Origin of the sequence: Polaribacter sp. IC073 (genome assembly GCF_007997075.1) — a bacterium.
GTDB lineage: Bacteria > Bacteroidota > Bacteroidia > Flavobacteriales > Flavobacteriaceae > Polaribacter.
Map to the genome: position 1 here is coordinate 263,245 of NZ_VORS01000001.1, position 12,795 is coordinate 276,039.

Sequence of the window (12,795 nt, forward strand, 5' to 3'; positions counted from 1 at the left end):
TGTGTTGTTGTGTAGCAACAAAAGTAGAAATTATTTATTTAGTTTCGAATTAATTTATAGACTTTAAAATAAAATAATTTAATATATTTGCAGTCCTATTAAATAATTGCTCAAGTGGCGGAATTGGTAGACGCGCTGGATTCAAAATCCAGTTTTTTCGGAAGTGCGGGTTCGATTCCCGCCTTGAGTACAAAAAAAAACCTATTAATTTAACAATTAATAGGGTTTTTCATTTTTAAGCATCTATGCTATACAAGACACCTTAAATGTTTTCTGATTTTGTTTTAAGTAGTATCCCTTGTTTGGTAATTCTAACGTATATTTAAATCTTTTAAAAATCACAAATAATCAAGTATGCAATTTTTAACATTTATAGGATTTACAGCTCTAGTAGCTATCATAGCGTATTTAAAAACGCGTAAAACAGAAGAATCTTCATCTGATGGATATTTCTTAGGAGGAAGAAGTTTAACCGCAGGTGTAATCGCTGGGTCATTATTATTAACCAACTTATCTACAGAGCAAATTGTTGGTTTAAATGGCGCTGCTTATCAAAGCGGATTGTCTGTAATGGTTTGGGAAACTTTAGCAGCAATTGCAATGGTGGTAACGGCAATGTTTTTATTACCAAGGTACTTAAAAGGTGGTTTAACAACCGTGCCTGGTTTTTTAGCAAAAAGATTTGATGTTACTACAAAGACATTAACATCCGTTTTATTTCTTTCTGGTTATGTTGTTGTGCTACTTCCTGTAATTTTATATTCTGGTTCTTTAGCTATTAGTGGTATGTTCGATATACCAACGTTACTAGGTGTTACGCACACTCAATCTATTTGGATATGTGTTTGGGGAATTGGAATTATCGGTTCTATTTACGCCGTTTTTGGCGGATTAAAAGCTGTTGCCGTTTCAGATTCTATAAACGCAATCGGACTTTTAATTGGTGGAATTTTAATTCCTGTTTTTGGATTAATGATGATTGGTGATGGTAATATCTTAGATGGTTTATCAACCTTAACAACAGAACATCCAGAGAAGTTTAAATCGATGGGTGGCCCAACAGATCCTGTTCCTTTTTATACCATTTTTACAGGTATGATGTTGGTACAATTATTTTATTGGGGAACCAATCAGCAAATTATACAAAGAGCGTTAGGTGCAAAAAATTTAAAAGAAGGTCAGAAAGGATTATTATTAGCCTCTTTTATTAAAATATTAGGTCCAATTATTGTGGTTCTACCAGGTTTAATTGCATTTCATTTATTTCAAGGGAATTTAGAATCGGCAGATAGCGCCTATCCAATGTTGGTTAAAAAAGTACTGCCAAGTGCTTGGGTTGGTTTCTTTGCAGCCGTTTTATTTGGCGCAATCTTAAGTTCTTTTAATAGTGTTTTAAATAGTTCTGTTACTTTATTTGGTATTGATATTTACAAACAACACATCAACAAAGAAGCTAGTGAAAAAACAGTTGTTAAATATGGAAAAACATTTGGAGTAATATTAGCAATCGCTGCCATGTTTATTGCTCCTTTAATTGCGAATGCGGGTAGTTTATTTGATTATTTGCAAGAAATTAACGGAATTTACAGCATCCCTATTTTAACCATTATTATTGTGGGTTACTTAACTAAATGGGTTCCTGCAATTGCAGCAAAAGTCGGACTTGTTTCTGGTTGTTTGTTGTATATATTGAGTCAGTTTATTTTACAACCTTATTTTGTTCAAAAAGCAATGAATACTGCAGCAGAGTCTAATATTACAGATATTGCAGAACTTGCTTTAATTGAAGCACAAGCCTATCCTCACTTTTTAGATGTGATGGCTATTTTGTTTGCTTTAAACGTAATTATCATGTTAATCATTGGTAAAATAGCTCCGAGAAAAGAGCCATTTGTACAAGAATACACAAAACAAGTAGATATTACACCTTGGGCATACACAAAACAAGTAGGTATTGCTATTTGTGTGATTGTAATTGGTGTGTATATTTATTTTGCATAAACCAAAAAGGGAGTAACATAAAGTTACTCCCTTTTTTTATTTGTATCTATAAAAAGCCTCTAGAAGGCTATAACGTTAAACGTTATTATATCAATTCTTTTAATCTGTTTGCAGCTATTTCTGCAGTAATATCTCTTTGCGGAGAACCAAACATCTCATAACCTACCATAAATTTCTTTACAGTAGCACTTCTTAGTAAAGGTGGATAAAAACTCATGTGCCAATGCCAGTGAGAATTATCTGCTCCGTTTGTTGGTGCTTGATGAATTCCGCTTGAATACGGAAAAGAAGTATGAAACAATTTATCATACGCTTTTGTAATTACAGAAATTGCTTGGGCATAATTCTTAGCTTCAGCATCTGAAAGTTCTAAGATATTTTTCTGTGCTTTTTTAGGTGCAATCATCACTTCGAAAGGCCAAATTGCCCAAAAAGGGGTTAACACAACAAAATCTTCATTTTCAAAAATAATGCGTTCTTTTGCTTTTAATTCTTGCTGTAAATAATCTCCTAAAAGACTTGTGTTGTTTTCTGAATAGTATTTTTTCTGATGAACATCTTTTTTCTCAACTTCGTTTGGCAACGTAGACTGACTCCATATTTGTCCGTGAGGGTGCGGATTGCTACAACCCATTACTGCGCCTTTGTTTTCGAAAATTTGTACATAGTTAATCGCTTCATTTTCTCCTAAAGAAGTAAATTCTTTTTGCCACGCATGCACTACTTTTTTAATATCCTCAACTTCCATTTCTGCCAAACTTTTAGAGTGATCTGGACTGAAGCAAATTACTTTACAAATACCGCTTTCACTTTTAGCTTTTAACAAACCTTCATCCACAGAAAAAGAAGGAGAGTCTTTTTGAAGCGCCGCAAAATCATTTGTAAAAACAAAAACATCTTTATAATCTGGATTTATCTCCCCATTTATACGTGTATTTGTAGCACATAAATAACAGCTTTCATCATGAGAAGGTCTTTTTTCTGTAGAAATCTCTTCATTCTGCCCTTGCCAAGGGCGTTTTGCTCTATGAGGAGAAACTAAAACCCATTCTCCTGTTAAAATATTAAACCTCTTATGTGAATAGTCTTGTAAATCGTTATTTTCCATTTTAATATTTTTTAATTCTTTATTTTACTAAATGTGTTCCTTCAGAAAGTGCTACAAAATAAACAGAACACTCTTTTTTAAATTTATTTTTGTACGCTTTAGCAGCTGCTTCTGCAAATGCTTTTGATTCGCTTTTTGCAATTAAATTGATGGTACAACCGCCAAAACCACCGCCCATCATTCTTGCTCCTAAAACATGTTTATTTTTCTTCGCTTGGTCTACCAAGAAATCTAACTCTACACAACTTACTTTATATTGATGTTGCAAACCATTGTGAGACCCATAAATTAAAGCGCCTAATTTTTCTAAATCATTTTCTTTAATTGCTTTTGCAGCTTGTTGAGTTCTTTCAATTTCTTGAATTACATACAACGCTTTTTGATAATTTTCTGGTGTAACTTTATCTTTTATTCCTTCTAAATCTTCTTCGGTTGCTTCTCTTAACGTTTCAATATTTAGCAGTTCTGCAACACTTTCGCAGGCAGACCTTCTATCATTATAAGCACTATCAGACAAACTATGTTTTACGTTGGTGTTTATGAGCATTAATTCATGGTCTTTAAAATCTATTTCAAAGGCTTCAGATTCAATGGTTCTACAATCTAACAACAATGCATTGTTTTTAATACCAAACATACTTGCGTATTGGTCCATAATTCCGCATTTGACACCCACATAATTGTGTTCTGCTTTTTGTGAAATTAGAATCATTTCTGTTTTTGTTAAACCCAACTCAAACAATTCGTTCAACCCAAAAACAACACTATTTTCTAAAGCCGCAGAAGAAGACATACCTGCACCACTAGGAATATTTCCTTTAAATACAATATTAAAATTTCCAATAATTTTATTCCGATTCTGAATTTCAGCAACAACACCAAAAACATAATTTTCCCAACTTCCTTCTTTAGATGGTTTTAAAGTATCTAGCTCAAACTTAATTTCACTATCTAAATCTAGCGCAATTGCTATACAACCGTCAACATCACTTTTTTGAATTGCAGCTGCTATTCCCTTGTCTACAGCAGCCGGAAAAACGAAACCTCCGTTATAATCTGTGTGTTCTCCTATTATATTTATTCTTCCAGGAGAAAAAACAAGTAAAGGTTCTTTTGCAAAAACCGATATAAACTTTGTTTTTACTTCTTGTATTAATGTTTGGCTCATTATAAAAAGTTTAATTATTATTTATTTTCACATTCCATGTTAAGGAATAAGATGTATTTGGCTCTAAAACTTGTAACCCAATTTTATTATTAAGACTGTTAGAAACCCCAGTCATTGGTTCAATTGCTATTAAAGGCAATCCTTTTGGAGTATACATCTGTAAAAAATTTTCTTTTACGTTTGATGTTATTTCTAATTGATACTTAGCGGTATTAAAGTCGATTTTATTGTTTTCTAAAATAAAACAATCGTCTAATTGTTTGTCTTCAATTTTAAAAACTGAAGTAGCTTTATAGGCTACAATTTCCTTAGTGATTAAGTTTTTATCAAACGCTATTTTTTTATCACTTGCAAAATTTAAAGAGCTATTGTGTAAATCTTCACAGAAAAAATAAGGATGCCAACCTAAAGTAAACGGAAATGAATTGGTATCTGTGTTTTTTACTTTTATAGAAAGACTTAACCCTTCTTTCGTTAAAGTGTATGTTGCGTAAATTGCATACGTAAAAGGAAAACCTTTTATCTTTTTATTTTCTTGATAACAGAGCATTACAGCACATTTATCAACCTTAATTTCTTCTTCTTTAAGTTGAAACTCTTTGTTATACACCAACCCATGTAACGCGTTTTTACCTTCCCCTTCATTACACTTAAATTGATGTTTTTCATCATTAAAAATATATTTTCCGTTTTCAATTCTATTTGCAAAAGGAAATAATATTGCAGAAGCATACGAGTTTTTATATTCGAAATTAAGAATGTCTTTTACAATTTCAATGTTGTTAAAAGTGAATTCTTGCAACCTTCCACCTTCGTTTAAAGAAATTCTTGCGATACTACTTTCATCTGAATTTTTTAACTCTAAAAAACTGAAACCGTTTTGGCTTATTTTATGAACTTTAAACATGCTATAAAGATTTTCTGCTTATAAAACTACTAGGATTTGCTACTTTTTCTTGTTCATTATTTAAGATCATTTGGGCTAATTTTTTTCCCATGAAATTAAAATCGGTAGAAATAGTTGTAATACCGTTTGCTACCACTTCTTTTAAAATGGTATCATTAAAAGAAATAATACCAATCTCGTCTGCTATAATTAATTTTTCTTGTTTGATTTTTTTAATAATTACAATCAAGTTTTTATCATCTAACACAAAGTACACTTCACCTTTCTTTGGTGTTCGGTTATTTAATGAAGAAATAACTTCATTAGACACCTTATTTTTTGCACAAAAAGTCTGAAAACCTTTTAAAATCCCTTTAGGTTGCCTGTCATCAGAAAATAATAAAATGAGTTTATTGTATTTTTTCAATGCTGAAAGTCCGTCGGAAAGACCATTAAAAATATCTTTTTCAAAATTTTGATAAATGGCAGGATATTGAGAAAGTTCTTCATGAACCTGGTCTAGAATGTATACTTTTTCTTTGGGTAAATTCTGAATAACGGCTTCTGTACCAACTAAATTTGCGGGCATAATTACATAATGGCTGTAATTGCCGATATTGTCATTGATTAGTTTACTAAAAACGGCATTATTAAAATGATGAAAAAAGATATCTACCTGATTGTCTTCCCCTAAGTTTTCTAAAAAAGAATTATATAAGTCTTCTTTAAAGGAATTGAGTTCATCAAAAAGTAAAAATATTTTTTTCGCAACTTCTACATGTTCACTGTTTACATAATAACCTTTACCAACCACAGAATTGATAATTCCACGATTTTTTAATTCATTAAAAGCGATTAAAACAGTATCTCGAGAAAGAGAATGCTGCTCTTTAATGGTGTTTAAAGAGGGCAATTTATCTCCCTTTTTTAAGACTCCACTTATAATTGCATTCTCTATAGAGTTAACTATTTGCTTATATTTAGGTATTTTAGATTCCTGTTCTAGTGATACAATTTCCATAAGACAAATATATACTATATTCTTTAAACAAACAACTAGTAGGTACTGGTCTGTTTTTTGATTTTAAAAAAAAGAAACCCTTCAACATATATATTGAAGGGCTTCAAAGTTTAAAATAAAAAAATAATCTTATTTTCTAAGAGACTTTATAATATCTAAAGCTTCTTTTGTAGTGCTTTCTATCGTTTTATAATCGAAACTACCATCGGCATTTTTTGCCATTAATTTAGAACCCATACCAACACAAGTTACACCTGCGCTAAACCAACCTTCTAAGTTTTCTCTGGTTGGAGAAACTCCGCCTGTTGGCATGATACTCGTCCATGGTTGTGGTCCTTTAATTCCTTTAACAAATTGTGGACCATAAATATCACCAGGAAATAATTTTACTATTTCACAACCTAATTCTTCTGCTCTTGCAATTTCTGTTAAGGTTCCGCATCCAGGAGACCATAATACTTTTTTACGATTACAAGCAATTGCAATGTCTTCACGTAAAACCGGAGTTACAATAAAGTTTGCACCTAAGGCCATATATAATGAAGCTGCTGCTGCATCTGTAACAGAACCAACACCCATTACCATGCCTGGTAATTCTTTAATTGCATATTTGGTTAATTCTCCAAAAACTTCATGTGCGAAATCTCCTCTTGCGGTAAACTCCATTAAACGAGCACCACCGTCATAACATGCTTTTAAAACTTTTTTACTCACTTCTATATCATTATGAAAGAATAAAGGAACCATTCCTGTATCTTTCATTACTTGTGCTACTTCTAATCTTGTATATTGTGCCATAAATTTGCGTAATTCTTTAGTTGTAATTAATTGTCTAATTGTTTAAATGTGTAATTATTAGGTATAGTTACACAATTAAACGTTTCAAAAATTAAACATTTTATCTTGCTACTCTACCAGATGCATCACCACCCATTAATTTTTCTACCTCAGCAACGGTTGCTAAATTTGCATCTCCTTTAATTGTGTGTTTTAAAGCAGAAGCTGCCACTGCAAAGTCTAATGCGTTTTGGTCATCTTCTGGGTATTTTAACAATCCGTAGATTAAACCGCCCATAAATGAATCTCCACCACCAACTCTATCTACAATATCTGTAATTTGATATTGACGTGTTTGCAACAATGTTTTACCATCATATAAAACTCCTGCCCATGTATTGTGAGAAGCAGAAATAGAACCTCTTAAGGTTGTAATTACTTTTTTAGCTCTTGGAAATTTTTCCATCATTTGCTCACAAACAGATAAAAAGGCTTCTGCTTTTACGTTGTGTCCTTCTGTTTGTACAGAAATTCCTTCTGGCTTAATTCCGAAATGCATTTCTGCATCTTCTTCATTCCCTAAAACGATATCACAGTAAGAAGTTAATTCTGTCATAATCGATTCTCTATGAGCATCATCACAGAAGTTCCAAAGTTTTGCTCTATAATTTAAATCTGTAGAAATGGTAATTCCTTTAGCACTTGCAGCTTTTACAGCTTCTAAACAAACATCCGCAGCTCCTTGTGAAATTGCAGGCGTAATACCTGTCCAATGAAACCATTCCACACCGTCAAAAACAACGTCCCAATCGATCATACCAGATTTAATTTCTGCGATTGCAGAATGCGCTCTGTCATAAACAACTTTAGATCCTCTAGAAACGGCACCGGTTTCTAAGAAATAAATACCTAATCTGTCTCCACCCCAAACAATTTTATGTACACCAACACCACGTTTTCTCATTTCCATCATAGCACAGTCTCCAATATCATTTTTTGGTAAACGCGTTACAAAATCTACATCTACACCGTAGTTTGCTAAAGAAACGGCTACATTAGATTCTCCACCACCATAAACAACATCAAAATTATTTGCTTGTGAAAATCTTAAAAATCCTTGTGGAGCTAATCTTAGCATGATCTCTCCGAAAGTTACAACTTTACCCATTTTATATCTTATTTAATAATTACAATTTATTTGGTTAAACGTTTAACCAACCCTTCAAAATAAAATCAAAACAGATTATACTTGTGGTCTATTTTGATAATTAACAATATCGCTCTATATTTGCTTAATCGTTTAAGCAAAGGTATAAAAAATTGAATAAAAAAAAGAAAACAACTATAAAAGATATTGCAAATGTTCTAAACATCTCTGCTGCTGCCGTTTCTAAAGCACTTCACGACGATTCTAGAATTAGCGATAAAACTAAAAAAGCAGTAAAGCAGGTTGCCGAAAACTTAAACTATCAACCAAATCATTTGGCAAGTGCACTAAGAAGCGGAAAATCTAAATTAGTTGGTGTTATTGTACCGAGAACAAATAGCAGCTTCTTTTCTTCAGTAATTCAAAATATAGAACACGTCTTAAATGAGAAAGGATACAGCATCATCATTACACAATCTAATGAATCTTATCAAAAAGAATGTAACAGTATAGACACTTTATTATTTACCCAAGTAGATGGTATTATTGCTTCTATGGCAAATGAGACTGTAGATTTACAATATTACGAGAAAATAAAGTCGAAAGGAATTCCGTTGATTTTATTTGATAGAGGTGAAAATAATTTAAATGTTGATTATATTGGAATTGATGACTATAATAGCAGTCATATTATTGTAGAACATCTCGTAGCACAGGGTTGCAAAAGAATTGCTCATATTGGCGGTTATAAAAGAACAAGAATTTATAATAACAGAATTAGAGGCTACATAGATGCTTTAAAAAAGTATCATTTACCTTTAGATGATGAGTTGTTAATTGAAACAAATCTTTCTACCGAAAATGGAAGAGCAAAAATGCAACAGTTACTCAATTTAAAAAACAGACCAGATGCTGTTTATGTTGCCGGAGATTATGCTGCGTTAGGTGCTTTGCAGGTTCTAAATGAAAATAATATAAAAATACCCGAAGAAATTGCCTTGGTTGGTTTTGGTAACGAACCTTTTACAGATATGGTTACTCCGAGTATAACAAGCGTAAACCAACACAGTGCAGAAATAGGACGGTTGGCTGCAGAAACCTTTTTAAAACATATTAAAGAGAAAACAGTAACGCAAAAACTAAACAAGCAAATTTTAGATGCCGAATTAATAGTGAGAGATTCTTCAAAGAAAAAGACACTTTAGAAAGTATCTTACTTGTTAGAAATTAACTAAGTAATTTATTCTTTTCATATCTTTGAAATTCCTCTGAAAATTATAATGATGAACGATTTTATTCTTTACTTTAAAATGGGTCTAAACCATGTTTTAGACTTTAGTGCTTACGACCATATTTTATTTTTAATAGTTTTAGCGGTTGTCTTTAGCTTTCACCAATTTAAAAAAGTTTTTTGGTTGGTTACGCTTTTTACACTTGGGCATTCTGTAACATTGGCTTTGTCTGCATACGGAATTCTAAGTCTTAACATGGATATGATTGAATTTCTAATTCCCGTAACTATTTTCATCACAGGAGTATTCAATGTTTTTACTGCTAAGAAATCATCCACAGGAAAAGAAAATATAAACTTATTTTTTGCCTCAATTTTTGGCTTAATTCATGGTTTAGGCTTTTCTAATTATTTTAAAATGATGGTTGGTAAAGAAGACGATAAACTTTTTCCGTTATTAGAATTTGCTTTAGGTATAGAAGCTGCACAAATAATTATTGTTTTAGGAATCTTAATTATTGGCGCGATCCTTCAGAATTTTTTAAGAGTTGCCAGAAGAGATTGGGTTTTAGTTTGCTCTTCTATTGTAATTGGTTTCTCTATTCAAATGATGTTAGACAGAGTATTTTGGTAATTTATTAACGTAACATTCTTATTAATCTTTTTACTTTCGTATTCATGACAGCACAAAAACAGTTAAAATATGACAAAGCTTACTTGAAAATGGCTTTAGAATGGGGAAAACTTTCTCACTGTAAACGAAAACAAGTTGGTGCCTTAATTGTAAAAGATAGAATGATTATTTCTGATGGCTTTAACGGAACACCAACAGGTTTTAATAATTGTTGCGAAGACAAAGAAGGCATTACAAAATGGGAGGTTTTGCACGCAGAAGCTAACGCTATTTTAAAAGTTGCAAGCTCTACACAATCTGCAAAAAATGCAACTTTATATATTACCCTATCACCTTGTACACAATGTAGCAAACTAATTCACCAAGCAGGCATCAAAAGAGTTGTATATGCAAATTCTTATAGAGATACTGCTGGAATAGAATTTTTAGAAAAAGCTGGTGTAAAAATCACATATTTACCTTATGAATAAAAAAAATCTTCCATTATTTCTTGCAATCGCAGTTGTTTTCGGAATCTTAATAGGCATGTCTTTTAGCGGAAGCTCTAGCAACTTATTGTCTTTCTCAAAAAGTTCTACCCAAGAAAGAAAAATAAAAAAACTAATAAATTTTATTGAAAACGATTATGTAGATAACGTTTCTACAGACAGTTTATTAGATGGTGCAATTACAAAAATGCTAGGCGAATTAGACCCGCATTCTGTCTATATTCCCAAAGAAAACCTACAAGCTGTTAAAGAAAATATGCAAGGTAATTTTGTAGGAATTGGTGTTCAGTTTAGAATGATTTCCGACTCTATTACCGTTATTCAACCTATAAAAGGTGGTCCAAGTATAAAAGCCGGAATAAAAGCGGGTGACAGAATTTTAATGGCTAATAAAGACACCCTTTTTGGAAAAGAATTAATAATTGATGCAATTCCTAAATTCTTAAAAGGAAAACCAAATACAGAAGTAAATCTTCAAATTTATAGAAAAAGTACAGATTCTCTTTTTAATGTTGAAATTACGCGCGGTAAAGTAAATATTAAAAGTGTCGATTTAGCTTATATGATTAATGATTCTATTGGATATATTAAATTAGATCGCTTTGCTAGAAACACTTTTACAGAATTTAAATCTTCCTTAAATAATTTAATGGATGATGGCATGACAGACCTCGTTTTAGATCTTCGTGGAAATGGAGGTGGTTTTATAGACATCGCAAATAGTATTGTTGACGAATTTTTAGAAGATGACAAACTAATTGTCTTTACAAAGAATAATAAAGGTAAAATTGAAGAGTCTTTTGCAACTTCTAAGGGAGATTTCGAAAAAGGTGGTTTGTATGTTTTAATTGATGAAAATTCGGCTTCTGCTTCAGAAATTGTTGCCGGTGCCTTACAAGACAACGACAAAGGAACGATCATTGGAAGACGTTCTTTTGGGAAAGGTTTGGTGCAAATAGAAATGGATCTAGGAGATGGTTCTGCAGTTCGGTTAACAACTGCTCGCTATTATACGCCTACTGGTAGATCGATACAAAAACCGTATGCTGGTCACGGAAATAAAAATTATTACAAAGATTTTCAACAAAGAATTTCTAGTGGAGAGTTGCTAAATAAAGATAGTATAAAAGTAGTAGATTCTTTAAAATTTACAACACCTAAAGGGAAAGTTGTTTATGGCGGTGGAGGTATAATTCCTGATGTTTTTGTAGCGATAGACACCACTTCTTACATGTCTAATTTTTATTTTAATACTATTAATAATTTTGCTTTCGATTATGTAGATACAAATAGAAAGAAGCTAGCAAAATGGACCATCGCTACATATATTGAAGATTTTGACAAAGATGAAGCTGTTTTTAATAGTTATTTAGCTGATATTAAACAAAGAATTAAGCCTTCTTTTAGAGCAAAACAGAGCATTAAAAAATATTTAAAAGCTTCTATTGCAAACGTACTTTTTGGTGATGTTGGTTTCTACAGAATTATTCATGAAGAAGACAAAATGCTGCAAAAGGTTTTGGAGTTGGAAAGTACTAACGAATAGCTTTTCTTTGTAGCAATGATAAAAATAACCACTTCAAAAAATAAAAAAGTATATTTTGCTTCAGATCAGCACTTAGGTGCACCAACCGCTGAAGCTAGTTTTCCTAGAGAAAAAAAGTTTGTAGCTTGGTTAGATACCATTAAAAAAGATGCAGAAGCTATTTTTATTTTAGGCGATTTATTCGATTTTTGGTTTGAATATAAAACAGTAGTTCCTAAGGGTTTTGTTAGAGTTTTAGGAAAATTAGCAGAAATTAGAGATGCCGGAATTCCCGTCTATTTCTTTGTGGGTAATCATGATTTATGGATGCATGATTATTTCGAAAAAGAATTAAATATACCTGTATACCATGCACCAAAAGAGTTTCTCATCAACAATAAAAAGTTTTTAATTGGACATGGAGATGGTTTAGGACCCGGAGACAAAGGGTATAAACGCATGAAAAAAGTATTTACTTTTCCTTTATTTAAGTGGATGTTTAGATGGCTTCACCCAGATATTGGCGTAAGACTTGGCCAATACATGTCTGTAAAAAATAAAATGATTTCTGGTGATGAAGATGCGAAATTTTTAGGAGAAGAAAACGAATGGTTGGTGCAATATTGTAAAAAGAAACTGACAGAAAAACATTATGATTACTTTGTTTTTGGACACCGACACCTTCCTTTAGAGATAAAATTACAAGAAAACAGCATCTATATAAATCTTGGCGATTGGATACATTATTATACCTATGGTGTCTTTTCAGAACATACTTTTCTCTTACTTAAAGACGAATAATAGATACC

General features: G+C 31.9%; 12 protein-coding genes and 1 tRNA gene. 7 read left to right on the forward strand and 6 right to left on the reverse strand.

Features of this window, described 5'->3' with window-relative positions; translation table 11 throughout:
* Nucleotides 1-108 precede the first annotated feature (108 nt).
* Both ES045_RS01115 and ES045_RS01120 read left to right on the forward strand, forming a co-directional pair.
* Nucleotides 109-190: transfer RNA gene (locus ES045_RS01115), tRNA-Leu, on the forward strand.
* A 164-nt stretch (nucleotides 191-354) separates the two neighbouring features.
* Nucleotides 355-2,001, forward strand: a complete 1,647-nt coding sequence (locus ES045_RS01120; protein ID WP_147111069.1) for a solute:sodium symporter family transporter — start codon at nucleotides 355-357, stop codon at nucleotides 1,999-2,001.
* Nucleotides 2,002-2,086: 85 nt separating this feature from the next.
* Here ES045_RS01120 and ES045_RS01125 read toward each other — a convergent pair whose 3' ends face one another.
* The 6 genes from ES045_RS01125 to ES045_RS01150 form a co-directional block, all read right to left on the reverse strand.
* A complete protein-coding gene (locus ES045_RS01125) occupies nucleotides 2,087-3,109 on the reverse strand; it encodes a UDP-glucose--hexose-1-phosphate uridylyltransferase (protein ID WP_147111072.1) in 1,023 nt (340 codons plus the stop codon).
* Nucleotides 3,110-3,128: 19 nt separating this feature from the next.
* Complete coding sequence (gene galK / locus ES045_RS01130; protein WP_147111075.1) at nucleotides 3,129-4,277, reverse strand: galactokinase; 1,149 nt, start codon at nucleotides 4,275-4,277, stop codon at nucleotides 3,129-3,131.
* A gap of 10 nt (nucleotides 4,278-4,287) precedes the next feature.
* Nucleotides 4,288-5,184 carry an aldose 1-epimerase gene (locus ES045_RS01135; protein WP_147111077.1) on the reverse strand — a complete coding sequence of 299 codons (897 nt, stop codon included), beginning with the start codon at nucleotides 5,182-5,184 and terminating at the stop codon, nucleotides 4,288-4,290.
* Between the two features lies 1 nt (nucleotide 5,185).
* Nucleotides 5,186-6,184, reverse strand: coding sequence for a winged helix-turn-helix domain-containing protein (locus ES045_RS01140; protein ID WP_147111080.1), 999 nt, complete (start codon nucleotides 6,182-6,184; stop codon nucleotides 5,186-5,188).
* Nucleotides 6,185-6,313: 129 nt separating this feature from the next.
* Complete coding sequence (locus ES045_RS01145) at nucleotides 6,314-6,982, reverse strand: bifunctional 4-hydroxy-2-oxoglutarate aldolase/2-dehydro-3-deoxy-phosphogluconate aldolase (RefSeq protein ID WP_147111082.1); 669 nt, start codon at nucleotides 6,980-6,982, stop codon at nucleotides 6,314-6,316.
* A 100-nt stretch (nucleotides 6,983-7,082) separates the two neighbouring features.
* Entirely contained in the window at nucleotides 7,083-8,129 is a 1,047-nt protein-coding gene (locus tag ES045_RS01150) for a sugar kinase (RefSeq protein ID WP_147111085.1), read from the reverse strand.
* A gap of 152 nt (nucleotides 8,130-8,281) precedes the next feature.
* On the opposite strand from ES045_RS01150, the gene ES045_RS01155 reads away from it, so the two are divergent.
* From ES045_RS01155 to ES045_RS01175, 5 genes are all read left to right on the forward strand, one after another.
* Entirely contained in the window at nucleotides 8,282-9,313 is a 1,032-nt protein-coding gene (locus tag ES045_RS01155; protein ID WP_147111088.1) for a LacI family DNA-binding transcriptional regulator, read from the forward strand.
* A gap of 78 nt (nucleotides 9,314-9,391) precedes the next feature.
* Nucleotides 9,392-9,973, forward strand: a complete 582-nt coding sequence (locus ES045_RS01160) for a HupE/UreJ family protein (protein WP_147111091.1) — start codon at nucleotides 9,392-9,394, stop codon at nucleotides 9,971-9,973.
* Between the two features lie 44 nt (nucleotides 9,974-10,017).
* Nucleotides 10,018-10,443 (forward strand): deoxycytidylate deaminase, encoded by a 426-nt coding sequence (locus ES045_RS01165; RefSeq protein ID WP_147111094.1) that lies wholly within the window; start codon nucleotides 10,018-10,020, stop codon nucleotides 10,441-10,443.
* A complete protein-coding gene (locus ES045_RS01170; protein WP_147111097.1) occupies nucleotides 10,436-12,007 on the forward strand; it encodes a S41 family peptidase in 1,572 nt (523 codons plus the stop codon). The genes ES045_RS01165 and ES045_RS01170 overlap by 8 nt, the downstream gene beginning before the upstream one ends.
* Before the next feature lie 15 nt (nucleotides 12,008-12,022).
* The gene (locus ES045_RS01175) at nucleotides 12,023-12,787 is read left to right on the forward strand and encodes a UDP-2,3-diacylglucosamine diphosphatase (RefSeq protein WP_189662994.1); all 765 of its coding nucleotides are present in this window, start codon (nucleotides 12,023-12,025) and stop codon (nucleotides 12,785-12,787) included.
* The last annotated feature ends 8 nt before the right edge of the window (nucleotides 12,788-12,795 follow it).